The organism is Roseovarius sp. M141, assembly GCF_024355225.1.
Taxonomy (GTDB): Bacteria; Pseudomonadota; Alphaproteobacteria; order Rhodobacterales; family Rhodobacteraceae; genus Roseovarius.
In genome coordinates this window covers 1-16,702 of record NZ_VCNH01000002.1, presented here as the reverse complement: position 1 = coordinate 16,702, position 16,702 = coordinate 1, and the positions used below count along the sequence as shown (strand labels likewise).

The window sequence follows — 16,702 nt, the reverse complement described above, 5'->3', positions numbered from 1 at the left end:
TGGCCCTACGAGTGAAGAGGAGGCACGGATCAAGGATTTGGAGCGTGAGGTTTGGGAACTGCGCCAAGCCAAAGAAACGTAGCCGAAAACTCCAGTTTAGACGGTCCAAATTTAAGGGGGCAGAGCACACCAACCGGGCTCCAGTCGCGGCTGGATGAAAGTTCAGTGGCAGGTCACTGGCCTAGCCCATGCGGGTTTCAGATACAGCCACGCATTGAAGCGCTCATCGAACATTATCGCAAACTGGTTGCGTGCAGCAAACCATGTCCCGGACATTTCTACCGCCTCTCCCGCGTCAGCGTGTTAGTTCAATCCCTCAATTCAGGTTTCAAGCTCGGCGCTTTAGGTCGGCGGCTTCACAGTCGATGTTCTATCCGGCTACCCGAAAATCTCCGTCAACAGCCTAGCCCTGATGAGGTGCATATCGGTGTGTGTATGTGTGGCCGCTGTTTCGCGCGCCGAACAAGCAAAACTGCGGAGTAAATCCGGGTCTGCGGCAAATTTCACGAGCATCGGTGCGAGTAGGTTTGGCTGCCCGGCCGGGAATAATGCACCGTTTTGTTCGGCAGTCACGATCTCACGGTTTCCTGGCGTGTCAGAGGCAATAACCGGGATGCCTTGGGAAAAAGCGTCATAAATGATACGTGGTTGTTCATCTCCGACTGTCGGCACAATCACCGCATGATATTCTCTTAGCAACGTCATGAATGGTGCGCCATAAGGGACGGGGTCGAGAACTCGCAGCCTGACGTGTTTCAGTTCACATGCCAGTGTTTCGAATTTTCCCCGCATGTCTCCGCTGCCGATTACATCGATTGCGATCGGTTCGTTCAAATTCTCTAGGCAACGGATCGTGTCGAGCATAACCTTGGCCCCCTTTCCCTCGACGAGACGAGACGGGAAGAGGTAGCGTGCCGTTTTGGTCTTTTTGTTCCAAGAAGTGGTAAGATCGGCTTCGGGAATGATCTCGGATGCTGAAATCCAGCTCGCCGGAATAACGGCGGCTGTGCCCTTTGCTCCAACCGGTAAGGTCTCTAGGTAAGCTGAATGTGTATAGACTGCCAGCCGCGCCTTTCTAAGAGCCCAGCGGGCAAACACCTCGGTGAGTGATGCCCGGACCCGGCCTTTGAAAGAGGCATTATAGCCTACAGGAATCCGCCAGAAGGCGCTCTCGATCACGATGACCAGTGGCCGCCGGAGCAGAACCGCAATAGGGTTTACCACAAAGCCTAAAGGGATTGGCCAACCTGCAATACCGCTGTGTACAATATCCGCGTTGCGTACAGCACGCCACACCGAACGGATCATCGTAGGGAGTCCGAGGATGCCCTCGCGCATATTGGCAGGCTCTGGTCCGAGGCCAGCGAAATGCAGGCGTGACTTGAGTTCGGAATCAACCCGGACCAGATTGTCGCTGTCAGCGGCGTCGTACCGGACATGCGGTGCTAAGACAGTCAAGTCGGGAAGATAATACAAATGCTCCAAAAGGTCATGATACCATAGCTCATCCAACCAGATGTCACCCTGTCGATCATAATGATATGATATTGGGACACAAAGACAATATCTCTTTCCTCTCATCGCATTGAGGCAGGTTTCAAAAGAAGATGTCATGGATAGTCCTCGGGATGGCGTGTTCAGAGCTGCTGTAGGTTTCACGGAAACGAACAAAAGCTACATTTGTTTTCTCCCCTTATTGCATAAGGCTTAGATATCCGATGGTCGAGTGCGGTGTTTGTCAAAAGAGTTGTTAGCCGATTTCATGCGGTATCTCTGATTTCAGGGGCGCTGATTTCGTTTTCAGGGTTGAGCCAGACAGGTCCGGCCGGTTGCCAGTTGCGGGTTTTGCCTGACCAGCGTTCTGGGTTTTGTGCCCGCGCATTTGCATAGAGAGCCTGACCTGCCAACGGTTTCATGCTGGTGCCTTGACGATCTGAAAGGGTCCGGCAGTTGCCACTTCTGGTAGAGTCTCAGGACGTGGAGAGCGTCCGACCTTCTGTGTATGAATAATTTGGCCCATGCTTCGCCAACGAAGGAGCATGACGACAATGACGATTTCCAAGGGAGTTTTGAACGAACTGTTGAGCGGCGTTGAGAACGCAGACGATTTGCTGGGCGATCAGGGCCTGATGAAGGAGCTGAAGGTGCGTCTGATGGAGCGGATGCTGGGAGCAGAACTGACTAAGCATCTGGGCTACGAGCCTGGCGAAGCCCCAGTGATCGAACAAGGCAACCGCCGCAATGGAAGTGCGCGCAAGACGGTGAAGGGCAATGATGGGGCCCTGCCAATTGATGACCCGCGCGACCGCGCAGGCAGTTTTGAACCAGCGTTGATCAAGAAGGGCCAGACCCGGATCGACGGGATGGACGACAAGATCATCGGGCTCTACGCGGCGGGTTTATCGACCCGCGACATTCGCGCCCATTTGGAAGAGGTTTACGGTCTGAAGGTTTCCGCCGATCTCGTCAGCCGCGTGACAACGTCAGGTTACACTCAGCCTGCGCTACCGTCGGAATTAGTCCAATCTGAACAACTTCCAGACATCTGATTTTGCTGGGAAACAGGTCGATTTTGTTGAGTCATAAGTGCAGGGTTTGGTATTGTGTGGGCAGAAACTCTGCAATTATGAGCCGTGATATGAAGCCGCGAAAACCGCCCCCGGAACAAGACGATCTTCTGCGCGCCCGATTGGTCGAGATGATCGACATGCGCCATGAGCTGGTGAAGCTGGCCGCCCTGATTGACTGGGACATCTTCGAGCGGGAATGGGCCGGGTTCTTTCCGTCCCATACCGGCCGCCCGGCGGCGACGCCGCCGCGGCTGGTTGCGGGGTTGTGCTACCTCCAGCATGCCTTCGCGCTCTCGGACGAGGCGGTCGTGGCCCGGTGGGCCGAAAACCCGTATTGGCAGCATTTCTGCGGCGAGACGTTCTTTCAGCACCGCCTGCCAATCGACCCGTCGTCGCTGACCCGGTGGCGCAAACGGATCGGCGAGGAAGGTGTCGAGTGGCTGCTGACCCAGACGATCGAGGCCGGGAAACGCGCCGGGGCGGTGAAGAGCGATGACCTCAAGAGGGTTACGGTGGATACCACGGTGATGGAAAAGAACATCGCACACCCGACGGATGCGCGGCTGTATGAAACCGCCCGGCGCAAGCTGGTCGGGCTGGCCCGTGAGGCCGGGATCGGCCTGCGCCAGAACTACAACCGCCTTGCACCCCGCCTGGCCGGTCAGGTCGGACGCTATGCCCATGCCCGCCAGTTCAAGCGGATGCGCAAGGCGCTGCGCCGGCTCAAGGGCTACACCGGCCGCGTGCTGCGCGACATCGAGCGGCAATTGGGCAAGGTCCCGGAGGGCGCGTTGAAGCTCCGCCTGGTGGAGATGATCGTGCTGGTGAGCCGGCTGCTGGCACAGAAACCGAAGGACAAGAAAAAGCTCTACAGCCTGCACGAACCTGAGGTGGACTGCATATCGAAGGGCAAGGCGCACAAACGCTACGAGTTCGGCACCAAAGTCAGCGTGGCCACGACCAACCGAGGTGGTTTCGTGGTCGGGATGCGGGCGCTGCCGGGGAATCCCTACGATGGCCAAACGCTGAGCGAGGCCTTGGAGCAGGTCGAAATCCTGACCGACCAGCGGCCCGAGATGGCCTTTGTCGATCGCGGATACCGTGGCCACGGCGTCGAGAATGTGAAGGTCTTCCTCAGCGGTGCCAAGCGTGGCGTAACCCGAACCATCGCCAGGCTCCTGCGACGGCGAAGCGCAATCGAACCGATGATCGGCCACATGAAGAACGACGGACGCCTGACGCGAAGCCCCTTGAAGGGAACCGCCGGAGATGCCCTCTTCGCCGTCCTTTGCGGCTGTGGTCACAACATTCGCATGATCCTCAGGCACCTTAGGGTCCTTTTGTCTCAACTGATTTGGCTGATCTGCCAAGCATGCATGATCGTTCACGCGGAAATGGCACGTGATCGAAGAGGTCAGGGCGGCAAACTGGCAACCTGATGGCGATGTTCAGGACGGACGAATTACACCACGCCCGGGGGCACACCACTTTAAGCAATTTGCGAACAGTAAGGCGGGCATGCGAATGCTTCTACCGTCTCGATAATCTTATGAAAGGGATGGATAGCGGCTCGTATATATGGATGATTTCGAATTCGAAGTCATCCAGCTCAGCTTTGACCCGACTGTCGATGCTGGACCCTGCCAACAAGGCGCGAATCTCGTCTGAACTGCGCTCTGTCGATGCATCATGCCAGCTTAGGTATTCGTATGAAGACAGTATTTTATAGTTGTCATCGTATGACTTGCTGAGCAAACTACCATTTTGCAGTGCTTTCAGACTATCGGGGTCTCCGGCAAAAACAAATCCGTGGCGGACCGGTCGCTCCAACGTGAAGTTGATCATGCCGTCGCCGAACTCCAGCACCTTCGAACCCGGTGCCCCAGCTTCAAGTGCCGCTTCTGTTTCCGCACGCGCGTCCCAGAAGGCCATGCGATCCAGAGCGCCTTGTGAGGTGTAGATGCGCAGATACTCTTGGCTCGCCTGCAGAAAACAAACCAGAATTACCAGAGTCACGACCATGTTATGCGCAACAGGGGCCTGTCTGCGCCAGTGGGTGACTGCAGGTGTCAGCACAAGAGCGGTCACGAAGCTGAGCGTACCAAAAGCGAATGAGAAATACCAAGGCGCTTGGTGCCAGTAATTGACCATGGTGAAGCTATAACCGGCCTTGACCATAATTGCCGCACACATTCCAGCGATGAACGGTGCCCAGGGTTGATCGCGAAAATGGCACCGAACCAACAAGATGAAAAAGCCGGCTGCAATGGCGGGAAAAACCAGTTCGGCGACGCGGAAACCACCACCGAAAAGAGCATGGTGATCACCCACATAATTTGTCAGGACTGCCCGTAGGTCGATTAGCGGCGCAAAGAAGGTCACCAGTGTGACCCAGCCATTCGACCATAGAGCTCCCTCGCCCTTCGCCGCTCCACTGACCGGCATCAATGTGCCGATATAGTTGAAATTATACGCCCAGTAGAGTCCAAGAAAGATGGCGGGTGGTAAACCGAGCAACAGTACCGACGGCACCCTGCGCCAAAACTGCCCAGGAGACCAAAACAGCCAGCACAAACCGATGGCCGGAGCTACGAAAACATCGTCAAGCCGGGTCAGCATAAGCAGACCAAGCGTCACCCCAAGCGCCAGCCAGGCCCCTATACGCCGCTCGTCCGGCTTAAAACCGACGACCAGATAAGCTGTCAGGCCCGTCAGCGCCAACGCCAACCCCGCTTCCATACCTGAAAAGAAGCTCCAGGCCGAGAGGTTCTGCAGGCCCTGCCCGACAACGAGGTAATAGACCCCTGGTGACACTAGCCCGGCCAGCAGCCATGATTCCGTCGCACGTGCGACAGCCGCCCCGAGTAACAAAACACCGACAAGCGTAAGGCCGATAGCGGACCACGCCGCCACGTTCATCAGGACCATCGGATCAGATGTTACCCGAGCCACCAGCCAGACATAACTCTGCCAGAGAGGATGAAAACCATTTGTTGGCGTCTCGCCGTCAAAGCTGAAGAACGCTTCTGTCGAACTTTCGGCGATCCCCAGATAAAGATAGGCGTCTCCTGTCAGGAAGAAGAACGCCGCCTCCGTACCAAATTCTGGCAACAGAAAGACCGCAGGCATAAGAGTAATCACGGTCGCGTAAAGAACAAAAAGAAACCGGCTCATTCAACTAATCTCTATCTTCGTTATGCTACAACGAGGCACATTAAATCTTTAATTTTTTAAACAACCACTCGGGTATATTGCGGATCACCAGCATCACCAGCCTCCAGATAGAACGGACATAGATCACATTCCTGCCTTTAGTAACCGCTTGCATGATTGCCACAGCCACCTCCTGCGGCGCAGCCGTTAGCTTTTCGGGCAGATCCATACCTTCGGTCATCTTTGTGGCGACAAACCCCGGCAGCACGGTAACAACATGCACTCCCTTGGCTGCCAGCCGGTTGCGCAACCCTGACAGAAACGCCGTGAAACCAGCTTTGGCAGAACCATAGACATAATTCGTTGCTCGGCCACGATCCCCCGCAACGGAACTAATACCTACAAGCACGCCTGACCCACGGGCCTCGAACCGGTTGGCTAGCTCCGCAAGGATTAAGGCAGGCCCTTCAAAATTCGATCGCAGGACACGAACTGCGGCGTCCATATTTCGCTCATTTTCCGATTGCTCACCCATAAGCCCGACAGCGCATATAGCAATTTCTGGCAGGCCAGGCAGCCCATCCACGAAAGTGGCATGCGTCTCGATTTCCAGCGCGTCAAAATCGTGCAGCGTGACGTCGACAGCGTGGCGAAGCGCGATGTCATCCCGCTCCGGCACAAGGCTTACTGCGTCCCGGGCCGCCATCTGGATCGGATGGCCTGCCGCCGCAAAGGCATGCGCAATTGCCAAGGCCATCTCGGAACGCGCCCCGATGATGAGAACCGCATGGGTTTTCATAACTGCAACCTTTGCGATTGTTCCGACGTGAAGATCGTCCGTAGTCCCATATCATCCCGCATCTGCACAAAACCTTCTGTTCTTGTATCTGATTGCCAAAGTGTTTCGGCGCTCATCCGACTGTCCTTTGCGAGGTAAAACCTCCCTCCATGCTCCAGTGTAATCTCATCCAATTGTTCCATCAGTTGCAGCGTTTGGGAACTCATGGGAAAATCGAGTGCCAGCGTATAGCCAGGCATCGGGAACGAGAACCGGCTCGACTGTTCGCCCAAACGCTTGAGCACTGCCAGAAACGACCCGGCACCTGCCGCTGAAATTGCCTCTAGAAGTGCTTGCAGTCCCAAATGCGACGTCTCTAGCGGTAGAACGCATTGAAACTGGGCAAAGCCCTTCCGACCATAGATCCGATTCCAGTTCAGAATTGCGTCGAGAGGATAAAAATAGCTATCCCAGTCAACCAGTCCTTCACCCGCTTTTCGCAAGCCGTTCCGATAATACAGCGCGTTGAATACCCGCACGAATGTGCCGTTCATCAGCGCGGCAGGCGGCGATAGCGGCATGGAAAGCTTGCGCTTTGGAATACATTTGAAAGGGTTTGATTTGCGGCTTTCATCCAGTTCATCAACGGTTGCATGTTCACCAAACATGATCAGTGATCGTCCAAGCCGATCCCCTTTGCTCAGGCAGTCGATCCATGCCACGGAATAGGTCGAATCCTGAGCCGCCTCAAAAGCGTCGATGGTTTCACCCAAATTTGCTGTCGGTACCATTTTCTGGCGTATCCAGCCGGACTCCACCGGGCGCAGTCGAACAGCTGCCCGGACAATCACTCCGGTCAGCCCCATACCCCCCAGCGTCCAGCAAAAAAGGTTGGTATTCTCTTCGCGTGAACAGCGGATGATCGCCCCATCCGGCCCCATCACGTCGACCCAGTCTGTAAAATTGCCAAAACCACCATCGCAATGGTGGTTCTTGCCATGTACATCGGCCGCGATCATCCCGCCCAGCGTCACGAATTTTGTCCCCGGTGTAACCGGCAAAAACCAACCTCTCAGCAAAAAACTGGAGATGATGTCGCCGGCCAGCACCCCCGCCTCTGCCACCAACTGACCGGTTTCTCCATCGAAAGAGATCATTCGGTTGAACCGCCCCATGTGCACGGTATTGCTGATACTTACAGCGGAATCGCCGTAAGCTCTCCCGTTGCCGCGAGCGATGACTCTTCCCTCTGCAACCCTTTCGCGCAAGCTGTCTTCTGTTCGAGGTGCCGAAAACCGGGCTTCGTAGGTTGGAAAACGACCCCAGCCGGACAGCTTCATGTTGACGGCTCCAATTTTGCACCGGCAAAGACGAAACGGCGGTCAAGATTATATTTAACGACATACCCAACCGAGAGCCCCAGAACCGCACCCAGTTCGCGCATCAGGTCGGTCTGCCAAACCAGCCAGAAGGCCGTTTCCGTTCCCCAGAAAATCCCAGTCGTTATCAAACCCATAGCCGTGTATAGTGAGAACTTTTTGCCATGCGCCTTCACTCCGGTACTGCGGTCATCGAAGATCCAGCGTTTATCCAACGCATATTTGACGACCAGACCGACAATCGTACCAATACCAATTGCCGCGATGAACCATGAGGGTGTGCCACCGCCTGCCAAGACCAGTCGTTGGGCTGCGAGATTGGCTACTGTTGCCAGCAACGCAAAAGCTGCGTAGCGAAGCACCAATGTCCGAAGTTTCACACCACCGCCCCCGCAATTGCAAAAGTGAGAATAACCAGCAGACAAAGCAGGCTAATCTTGTCTTTGGCCGCAAATATGACCGGATCATCATGCATATGGCCGCGGTGGGTTAGCATGACGATACGGCTGATCCAATACAGCAAAACGAAGCAGATACCCCAAAGTACTGCTGGTGCTGAGTAGAGTTCAACGACAGCCGGAGAATTTACGTAAAGTGCCATGATCAAAACCGAGACATAGCCCGACCCGATGGCCATCATTGAGATGATCGGCAGGTCGTCGACATGGTAGCCACGTCCGCTCGCATCCAGCTTTCCACGTTCCGCCATATCCACTAGCTCAGCTTGCCGCTTAACCGCCGCCAGAGCAAAGAAGAAAAAAGTCGAGAAAGCCAGCAGCCAAACCGACAACGGAATGCCCGCCGCAGCGCCTCCCGCCACTATCCGGAGAGTATAAAGTCCGGCCAGCACACAGATGTCAACGATTGCACGGCGCTTGAGATTTACAGAATAGGCAAATGTTATCAAATAGTAGGCCAGCATCGCCAACCCAAATTCCTTGCCCAGAAGCAGAGACAGGGCAATTCCGCAAACCAAAATCCCGCTAGCCATCCAAGTGCCATGAGCAATTGGGATGCTACCCGAAGCAAAGGGGCGGTTACGCTTACGTGGATGCGCCCGATCCATCTTCAGATCGAGCAGATCGTTGAGTACATAGACGCTGGATGCCACCAAAGAGAAGGCGATAAAGGCCAGCAGGCTCTGAAAAAGAGCCGCCCCAGTCAATTGATGAGCCGCCAGAACCGGCAGAAAGACGAGGACATTCTTAAGCCATTGATGCGGCCGGAGTGCCTTTAGATAAGGCGACAAAGTCGGCGACAATGTCATCAGCGGATCGACTGGAACGCCCAGTCGATCAACCTGCGCGCGCAATGCAACGGAAGCATTTACCGGGATTGCATGTCCAGCAGCCTTCCAAACCGGTAGATCCGCCGAAGAATCGCCCATATAGACAAAACCCTGCGCCCCAAATCGATCCGTCAGAAACTTGGCCTTGGCAGTTCCTTTCAAATTTGTCGTACCATCAGAGCCATGCACCTCGTCGAACAACTGGAGGTGTTCAGCTATTCGATCCGCGATCTTCTGATCGGTTGCGGTGACAAGTGCAGTGCGTCCGCCACGAGCGCGCCATTCCTGAATCCGCTCGATCACCCCGGCGTCATAAGGCAGTGTGGCGACGTCGATATCAGCGACTTGGGACAAGTACTCCTTTAAAGCAGCTTTACCCCTGATCAAGTTTGCAACCGCTCGCAACGGACTGCGCCAGTCACGGCCTACAGCTGACCAGAAGCTCTCAAACAGCATATCCGACCGCAGCAGAGTACCGTCAAGATCGACGGTAAGAACGCCGATTTCAATTGATTTGTTGTTCAATTTTTCAGCCCAATGAGATTTCACTGAGTTATACCCTATAGGCAGACCAAGTAAATATATCGATAGCGCTTTGCAACGGCCCCCCCGGCTCCGTGAAGTGGTCCGGCTTTTCTGGACAGGTTTGGGTGGCGTCCCCGAGTCACCGTAAACGCGTCCGCTTCTTCTCGACGGTTGAGTTGGTCAATGCGCTGGAGCAGGAAAAGGCCCAAGGCAAGGCGGGGAAGATCGCTGAGGCGCTGGTGAAAACCGACTTGGTGATCCTGGATGAGCTGGGATATCTGCCGTTCAGTGCTTCGGGAGGCGCGTTGTTGTTCCACCTTCTCAGTAAACTCTACGAGCGCACCAGCGTCGTCATCACTACGAACTTGAGCTTCAGCGAATGGGCCAGCGTGTTCGGCGATGCGAAAATGACCACCGCGCTACTCGACCGCCTTACCCACCGCTGCCACATCCTGGAGACCGGCAATGACAGCTATCGGTTCAAGGCCAGCTCCGAAACAGCGAAAAAGAAACGAAAGGAGACAGCAGTATTGACGCCATCATGACGCAAAGAACATAACAGCTGGGTGGGTCAAGTCTCGGTGACAATGCCGGGTCAGTTCTCAGTGACAATCAACAGGCGAGATCATTGCGGCCATCCGGACGGGTTCTCTGCGCCTTGGTCAGCGTCCTGATGTGTCCGGTTACCACGGGCTTGTGGTGGAAATCACTGAAGTTGCTGCGTTCAAGGCGAAGGTCGCGCCGAAGCGCAAGCCATCGACCAACCAAGGAGAGATGACAGCAGCGGCCTTCGCTCGGTCGGCGGGTATTCGGGGGAAAGGTCAATTCCTGGCTCTGATCGAAGGTGGTGACACGCCTGCGATGTTGGTTTTGAATCCTACGACTAAGCGTCGGGAATGGCGCATGAGCCGCGACGACATGAGCTTTTGTCAAATCTGGTGTTTGAGGATTTTCATGCGGCGGCTTGATCTGGTTCTGCTGGCCTGGTGCCGTTGACGAAATCGACGCCTTGGATGACGTCAGCAAGGTGGGCAAAGCCTCGGAGCCGACGCCAGCTTTCCTCTGCGCAGCAGGCGAGTTTGAACATCATATGCAACATGCCGTCACGGCTCAGGCAGCCCTTCGTCCGTTTGGTGCGGTGGCGGATCGTGGCAAACGCGCTTTCAATTGGATTGGAGGTTCGGATACTCTGCCAGTGCTGGGCGGGAAAGCCGTAGAAAGTCAGCAACTCGTTCCTGTCTCGCTCCAGACATTCGGCGGCCTTGGGATATTTTGCGTCAAAGGTTGCGATGAACAGGTCGAACCCCTTCACAGCGTCGGCGCGGGTTTCGGCTTTCCAGATGTCATGGAGCATTTTTCTGGCCTTCGGTTGAGACAGCTTGGGCAGGTAGTTCAGAACGTTGGCGGACTTGTGGACCCAGCATCGCTGCTGCCGCGTTGTGGGGAAGATTTCCTCCAGTGCAGCCCAGAACCCCATCGCGCCGTCTCCGATCGCCAGTTTAGGCGCGGTGAGGCCACGGCTCTTGAGAGCGAGCAGGACCTCGCGCCAACTCTGGGTGGATTCGCGCACGCCGTCGTCGATTGCGAGGAATTTCTTCTCTCCCCGGGCGTTTACGCCAATGACGACAAGCGCGCACAGACGGTCGTCGGTGCCGCGCAGCCCACTATAGATGCCATCGGCCCAGATGTAGACCCAGTCATCGCGGCTCAGATCAACCTTGCGCCAGTCGGTATACTCCGCCGCCCATTTCGCCTTGAGCCGTGATACCGTGTTGGCCGAGAAGCCGGTCGCGTCAGGCCCCACGAGTGCCTTCAGCGCCGCACCCATTTCCCCGGTAGAAATGCCCTTCAGGTAGAGCCAGGGCAGCGCAGCCTCGATGGATTTGGCCTTTCGAACATAGGGCGGCACCAAAGCGGAGTGGAATGTGACCGGCCTGCCTGTCTTCGAGCGCACTTTCGGCACCTGAACCGTCACGGGGCCGATCCCGGTCTGCACGGCACGTTCGGGATGATGGCCATTGCGCACGACGGCAGCGCGGCCCTCCAGTGTGCGTTCGTCCTGGAATTGGGCGAGGAAGCCTTCGAGCTCGGCCTCCACAGCTGATTGCAGCAACTGCCGCGCGCTCTTGCGCAGCAGGTCGGTCAGCGGATCGGAAACCGCGTCTCGACCGGCGAATTCGACGATGTTATCTTCTTCCATGGTGGTGCGTCCTAAATAGTTGGAAGGTTGTGTCACAACGACAATCCAACCAGATGCACCGCCAGCTTTCAAATCACCCAAACACCAGATTCACCCATAGCTCCGACGACATCGCTGCGTTTGAGGCCAACTACACGACACCATCGATGCTGTCGGCCGAAACCGGTGCGCATTTGAACACGATTCGGGCCGTTCTGCAGAGCGAGGGGGTCCAGCCGTTCCGCCCGAACGGCTTGGATGTCGGACCAGTCTATCTTCGCAACGCTGTTGAGCCGGTTGTGGCACTCCTGAAATCTCAGGAAGGAAAGTGACCGCTAGCCACGAGTTATGCTGAAATACCGTTCTATCCCTGTGTGCTAGAAGAAACCTTCGCCACAGCACCCCAAGTCTCTTGACAGGGGGTGTGCATGAAAAACGCCAAATCGTGCAAGCTTATGGTGCATTGGCATCTCGACAGCCCCGAAATGGTGCCCGCGGGAGGACTCGAACCCCCAACAGTCCGATTAGAAGTCGGATATTCTATCCAGTTGAATTACGCGGGCGGTGTTCGTGCCTATACTTGGTATTCAGATCCGCTCTCGACCCGGTCGGAGCGTTTGATCCTCGGGGGGCCATGTTCGCTTATGAAAGCTATGGTTCTTTTTCCAGGTTTTGGCAAATGAAATCAACCGGCTTCTCGCCCCTAAAGTCAGAAAGGGGCGAGAATTTTGTTGTCGATTCGCCGATCCCACATATTTGGCGTAGTTCCACGGTAGGAGATCTTTGATCTGGCTCGCAATCGCCGAGAGGCCATTGTCGGAGCTTTCTGCGGGCTTTCTCAAAGTTGCGGATCGCCAGATAGATCAGCTTGGTCGCGGCTTCCTCGGTCGGGACTGAGCCGCGCGTCTTGATCGATTTCCAGATTACACGGTCCAGGCTCTCGATGGCGTTGGTAACCGGAATGCAGATCCCGGTGCCAATGTCCGGCCCCGACCCCCGGATTAGGGTATATGGTGCGGGCAGGCCGTTCCTATAGCATGAGCCGAGAGCTCGAGTTAGTAGCTGGCCGCCCCGACACGCTCCGTTGCGCCGAGAGCGTGAATCCGTAGGTGTCGCGTCGCCCGCCGCTCCCGTTTTTGTCACTGACAAGGGAGGAGCGTGCATGCGACGCGTGATCGCAATAGACATCCATCGGACCTTCGCGGAGGTGATGATCTGGGAAACTGACCGGCACGAAGGCCGGATCGACATGACCCGAACCGCCCTGGAGGGGTTCGCCGGGCAATTGAAGAAGGCGAACGAAGTGGTGAACGAGGCGACGGGAAATTGCAGGGCGGCGTCTGGGAAGGCTACGGTGATGGCCCTGCCGCTGCATATGCCGCGCCATTTGCCGATTTCCTGCACCTGCGCAGCGCGCCTGTCCCGTCATGTAGCCGTTTTGCCAACTTTGATAAGCGAAGGACGGAAAGATAATTGAACGGCTCTGCAAGCCAACGGCCACAAGCCGGATGAAGGGAATCAAAGCTCAAACCAACATGACTGAGAGACCTGCACCCTCACTCTTCGTAACAGTGTTGAAACATGGCGTTCCCCCTGAACCGCAAGATGCCCAAGCCACACGGTACGCAGAACAATCCCAGAAAAAAGGTCAACACTCTGTAGATAAATGATAATTCGTCAAGAACAAATCTCTGTCGGATATCTCCTTCAGCAAAACCTTCGCTTCCGCCCTGGGCCTGACGGCTTTTTTCGATTAGCAAGTAAAATTTTAGGCTATGGCATTATCGGCGGAGTTTGGCTAACATCGCAGCCGTAGCAGTAGTGTTTAGTATGCCTTTTATTTGTGCGAGTGGTAAATATGCGTTTTGTCTTTGCGACGGTTATTTGTGTAGCAACAGCTACTGTAGCGTCTTTTGGTGTCACTCCGGCGCAGGCCGCCACGGTCATTGTCAATCACGACATGGCCCTTACCAATCCGCGCCCCGAAGGGACCCGGCCCGACACCTCGAGATATACAACCGATCTTGTCGGTTCGTTGATCCAAGTGGTCTACACGGACGGCACAACCGGAAGCTTGAATCAGGCGGGCGGCCGCCGCAATCCGCGAAGAGCAGCCACCGACTATGCCAGTTCGGACACGTCACTGGATTTTGAGCGGTGGGGCTTCGAGATGCAGGCCAACAAGCGGGTGCAATCGATTGAACTGAGTCTGGCGCCCACCAGGCCCTTTGGAAATACCAACGCCCATCCTGGGCGGGATGGAAGGAATACGTCCGCCCCCTATGGCGGCGGGGTCCCATTTCACATCTCCCAAGGCGGTGATGCCTTGAACGGCATCGTGAACGTCACATACTCTGGCCTTACCCAGATCAGAAATGGTTCGGTCGGCGAGGCAGCATTCACGAACCTGCTGATTGACTTCAGCGGCTTGGAGGGAAACGGATTTTTGGGCGCTCTGATTTGGGGGCACGACTTTGAAGCTCTGGAGCGACGCGGCGGTTTGACTCCGGTACCGCTGCCGGCATCCCTGTTGATGCTTCTGGCGGCGATGGGGATCTTTGTCGCGGTACGCGCGATCCCCAGGCACGCGGCGGCTACGGACGTTTTAACGACCTGATACGTTCAAAGACCAAACGCCAGCAAATCGAGAAGCCGCCGCAAGGCGGCTTTTTTTTATGCCCGCCGCGCGGCTTTGCACAAACCGCCGGAGGCCCGGAAACAGCCCCCGTGCCTTTTGTCAACTGCGTAAAAGCAGACATCAGGCGCATGTAAAACCTGCGCATCTACCCCTGAGACGGCTTGATAATTTATTTACAATACTGTCTTCTGACGGCAAATATTATTACAAAACCGATGCGCGATTGCAGAATAATCCTTCTGCGACGCGGCAAGCCATAGTACGATTACCCTCACGTCACCCGTTCACATTCACTTGAGGAGAGATGCATGAGCGATACTGCTTACCATCCCGATAAAGCGTTCGCAGCACATGCCCACATTGATCTCCCTACTTATAATGAGACCTACGCACACAGCGTCGCCGATCCCGATGCCTTCTGGGGCGAGCAAGGCAAGACGCTGGACTGGATCAAACCCTACACCCAGGTCAGCAACTGCAGCTTTGAATATGGCAAGGTTGCGATCAATTGGTTTGCCGATGGAACGCTGAACGTCGCGGCCAATTGCATAGACCGGCACCTCAACGACCGCGCGGATCAGACCGCCATCATCTGGGAGCCGGACGAGGCGACCGACGAGGCGCAGCACATCACCTACCGCCAGCTTCACGCGCATGTCTGCAAGTTTGCAAACGTGCTGAAGGAAATGGGCGTCGGCAAGGGCGATCGCGTGGTGCTGTATCTGCCAATGATCCCCGAGGCGGCCTATGCGATGCTGGCCTGCGCGCGGATCGGGGCGATTCATTCGATCGTTTTTGCAGGCTTTTCACCCGATGCGCTGTCGGCACGGATCGCCGGGTGCAATGCAAAGGTTGTCGTGACCGCTGATGGTGCGCCGCGCGGCGGACGCGTCACAAAGCTCAAGGACAACGTGAACCAGGCGCTGATCAACGTGATTGCAGACACCAAATGTCTGGTGGTCAAGCGCACCGGGCAACAGATCGCATGGCGCGATGGTCTGGATTTCTGGCTGCACGAAATGCAGGACAAGGTGGCGCAGGACTGCCCCCCCGAGGAAATGGGTGCCGAAGATCCGCTGTTCATCCTTTATACCAGCGGCTCCACCGGTCAGCCGAAAGGCGTCGTTCATACAACCGGCGGCTATCTGACCTTTGCCGCCCTGACGCACAAATACGTGTTCGACTATCACGACGGCGATGTCTTCTGGTGTACTGCGGATGTGGGCTGGGTGACGGGGCACAGCTATATCGTTTATGGCCCCCTTGCCAACGGCGCGACCACGGTGATGTTCGAAGGCGTGCCGACCTATCCCGATGCCGGGCGGTTCTGGCAGGTTTGCGAAAGGCACAAGGTCAACCAGTTCTACACCGCCCCGACCGCGATCCGCGCCCTGATGGGCAAGGGGTCGGAATTTGTCGACCCCTACGATCTGAGCGCCCTCAAGGTTTTGGGCACGGTCGGCGAGCCGATCAACCCCGAGGCCTGGAACTGGTACAACGATGTTGTCGGCAAAGGAAAATGCCCCATTGTCGACACATGGTGGCAGACCGAAACGGGCGGTCATCTGCTGACGCCGCTTCCCGGCGCCACCGCGACCAAACCGGGCAGTGCAACGCTGCCGTTCTTCGGGGTCCAGCCGGTCATTCTGGAGCCTGAAACCGGCAAGCGGATCGACGACACCGAGGCCGAGGGCGTGCTGTGCATCCAATCCAGCTGGCCGGGGCAGATGCGCACCATCTATGGCGATCACCAACGGTTCATGGACACCTATTTCCAGCAATACAAAGGCTATTACTTCACCGGCGACGGCTGCCGTCGCGATGCGGACGGTTATTACTGGATCACCGGGCGGGTCGATGACGTCATCAACGTCTCGGGTCACCGGATGGGCACCGCCGAGGTCGAAAGCGCACTGGTCGCCCACGAAGCCGTCAGCGAGGCTGCCGTCGTGGGCTATCCGCACCCGATCAAGGGACAGGGCATCTATGCGTATGTCACCCTGATGAAAGATATCGAGCCGACAGAAGAATTGCGCAAGGAACTGGAAACATGGGTGCGCCGTGAAATCGGACCGATCGCCAAACCCGACCTGATCCAATGGGCGCCGGGCCTGCCCAAGACCCGTTCGGGCAAGATCATGCGCCGCATCCTGCGCAAGATCGCCGAGGATGATTTCGGATCTCTCGGCGAT

14 protein-coding genes, 1 tRNA gene and 1 pseudogene are annotated in these 16,702 nt (G+C 56.3%); 7 read left to right on the top strand and 9 right to left on the bottom strand.

Annotation, left to right across the window (positions count from 1 at the left end):
* Nucleotides 1–378 precede the first annotated feature (378 nt).
* Nucleotides 379–1,614, bottom strand: a complete 1,236-nt coding sequence (locus FGD77_RS01360) for a glycosyltransferase family 4 protein (RefSeq protein WP_255005724.1) — start codon at nucleotides 1,612–1,614, stop codon at nucleotides 379–381.
* 146 nt (nucleotides 1,615–1,760) lie between these two features.
* Nucleotides 1,761–1,916, bottom strand: coding sequence for a hypothetical protein (locus FGD77_RS01355; protein WP_255005893.1), 156 nt, complete (start codon nucleotides 1,914–1,916; stop codon nucleotides 1,761–1,763).
* A gap of 132 nt (nucleotides 1,917–2,048) precedes the next feature.
* On the opposite strand from FGD77_RS01355, the gene FGD77_RS01350 reads away from it, so the two are divergent.
* Complete coding sequence (locus tag FGD77_RS01350) at nucleotides 2,049–2,549, top strand: transposase (protein ID WP_255005722.1); 501 nt, start codon at nucleotides 2,049–2,051, stop codon at nucleotides 2,547–2,549.
* Nucleotides 2,550–2,638: 89 nt separating this feature from the next.
* On the top strand, nucleotides 2,639–4,009 hold the full coding sequence (locus tag FGD77_RS01345; RefSeq protein ID WP_255005719.1) for an IS5 family transposase: 1,371 nt from the start codon (nucleotides 2,639–2,641) through the stop codon (nucleotides 4,007–4,009).
* 91 nt (nucleotides 4,010–4,100) lie between these two features.
* Here FGD77_RS01345 and FGD77_RS01340 read toward each other — a convergent pair whose 3' ends face one another.
* From FGD77_RS01340 to FGD77_RS01320, 5 genes are read right to left on the bottom strand one after another with little or no spacing between them, the layout of a single operon-like run.
* Nucleotides 4,101–5,744 (bottom strand): hypothetical protein, encoded by a 1,644-nt coding sequence (locus tag FGD77_RS01340; RefSeq protein ID WP_255005718.1) that lies wholly within the window; start codon nucleotides 5,742–5,744, stop codon nucleotides 4,101–4,103.
* Between the two features lie 40 nt (nucleotides 5,745–5,784).
* Nucleotides 5,785–6,522: an SDR family oxidoreductase gene (locus tag FGD77_RS01335; RefSeq protein ID WP_255005717.1), complete on the bottom strand. Its 738-nt coding sequence runs from the start codon at nucleotides 6,520–6,522 to the stop codon at nucleotides 5,785–5,787.
* Entirely contained in the window at nucleotides 6,519–7,841 is a 1,323-nt protein-coding gene (locus tag FGD77_RS01330) for an FAD-binding oxidoreductase (protein WP_255005716.1), read from the bottom strand. The genes FGD77_RS01335 and FGD77_RS01330 overlap by 4 nt, the downstream gene beginning before the upstream one ends.
* Nucleotides 7,838–8,260 (bottom strand): GtrA family protein, encoded by a 423-nt coding sequence (locus FGD77_RS01325; RefSeq protein WP_255005715.1) that lies wholly within the window; start codon nucleotides 8,258–8,260, stop codon nucleotides 7,838–7,840. The genes FGD77_RS01330 and FGD77_RS01325 overlap by 4 nt, the downstream gene beginning before the upstream one ends.
* The gene (locus FGD77_RS01320) at nucleotides 8,257–9,717 is read right to left on the bottom strand and encodes a UbiA family prenyltransferase (RefSeq protein ID WP_255005714.1); all 1,461 of its coding nucleotides are present in this window, start codon (nucleotides 9,715–9,717) and stop codon (nucleotides 8,257–8,259) included. The genes FGD77_RS01325 and FGD77_RS01320 overlap by 4 nt, the downstream gene beginning before the upstream one ends.
* Before the next feature lie 116 nt (nucleotides 9,718–9,833).
* Between FGD77_RS01320 and FGD77_RS01315 the strand changes: the two are divergent.
* Both FGD77_RS01315 and FGD77_RS01310 read left to right on the top strand, forming a co-directional pair.
* Nucleotides 9,834–10,238: pseudogene (locus FGD77_RS01315) on the top strand (ATP-binding protein); the annotation flags it as partial.
* Between the two features lie 154 nt (nucleotides 10,239–10,392).
* Complete coding sequence (locus FGD77_RS01310) at nucleotides 10,393–10,689, top strand: hypothetical protein (protein WP_255005713.1); 297 nt, start codon at nucleotides 10,393–10,395, stop codon at nucleotides 10,687–10,689.
* Here FGD77_RS01310 and FGD77_RS01305 read toward each other — a convergent pair.
* A complete protein-coding gene (locus tag FGD77_RS01305) occupies nucleotides 10,646–11,893 on the bottom strand; it encodes an IS256 family transposase (RefSeq protein WP_255005891.1) in 1,248 nt (415 codons plus the stop codon). The genes FGD77_RS01310 and FGD77_RS01305 overlap by 44 nt on opposite strands.
* Nucleotides 11,894–12,358: 465 nt before the next feature.
* Nucleotides 12,359–12,435: transfer RNA gene (locus FGD77_RS01300), tRNA-Arg, on the bottom strand.
* Nucleotides 12,436–13,034: 599 nt separating this feature from the next.
* Here FGD77_RS01300 and FGD77_RS01295 point away from each other — a divergent pair.
* From FGD77_RS01295 to acs, 3 genes are all read left to right on the top strand, one after another.
* Nucleotides 13,035–13,349: a hypothetical protein gene (locus FGD77_RS01295; RefSeq protein WP_255005711.1), complete on the top strand. Its 315-nt coding sequence runs from the start codon at nucleotides 13,035–13,037 to the stop codon at nucleotides 13,347–13,349.
* Between the two features lie 381 nt (nucleotides 13,350–13,730).
* Nucleotides 13,731–14,489 (top strand): hypothetical protein, encoded by a 759-nt coding sequence (locus tag FGD77_RS01290; protein ID WP_255005710.1) that lies wholly within the window; start codon nucleotides 13,731–13,733, stop codon nucleotides 14,487–14,489.
* A gap of 329 nt (nucleotides 14,490–14,818) precedes the next feature.
* A partial coding sequence (gene acs, locus FGD77_RS01285; RefSeq protein WP_255005709.1) for an acetate--CoA ligase occupies nucleotides 14,819–16,702 on the top strand: 1,884 nt, incomplete at its 3' end.

Coding starts and splice junctions, on each gene's coding strand:
- FGD77_RS01360 (WP_255005724.1), bottom strand. CDS start 1,614: ATGACATCTTCTTTTGAAACCTGCCTCAATGCGATGAGAGGAAAGAGA.
- FGD77_RS01355 (WP_255005893.1), bottom strand. CDS start 1,916: ATGAAACCGTTGGCAGGTCAGGCTCTCTATGCAAATGCGCGGGCACAA.
- FGD77_RS01350 (WP_255005722.1), top strand. CDS start 2,049: ATGACGATTTCCAAGGGAGTTTTGAACGAACTGTTGAGCGGCGTTGAG.
- FGD77_RS01345 (WP_255005719.1), top strand. CDS start 2,639: ATGAAGCCGCGAAAACCGCCCCCGGAACAAGACGATCTTCTGCGCGCC.
- FGD77_RS01340 (WP_255005718.1), bottom strand. CDS start 5,744: ATGAGCCGGTTTCTTTTTGTTCTTTACGCGACCGTGATTACTCTTATG.
- FGD77_RS01335 (WP_255005717.1), bottom strand. CDS start 6,522: ATGAAAACCCATGCGGTTCTCATCATCGGGGCGCGTTCCGAGATGGCC.
- FGD77_RS01330 (WP_255005716.1), bottom strand. CDS start 7,841: ATGAAGCTGTCCGGCTGGGGTCGTTTTCCAACCTACGAAGCCCGGTTT.
- FGD77_RS01305 (WP_255005891.1), bottom strand. CDS start 11,893: ATGGAAGAAGATAACATCGTCGAATTCGCCGGTCGAGACGCGGTTTCC.
- FGD77_RS01295 (WP_255005711.1), top strand. CDS start 13,035: ATGCGACGCGTGATCGCAATAGACATCCATCGGACCTTCGCGGAGGTG.
- FGD77_RS01290 (WP_255005710.1), top strand. CDS start 13,731: ATGCGTTTTGTCTTTGCGACGGTTATTTGTGTAGCAACAGCTACTGTA.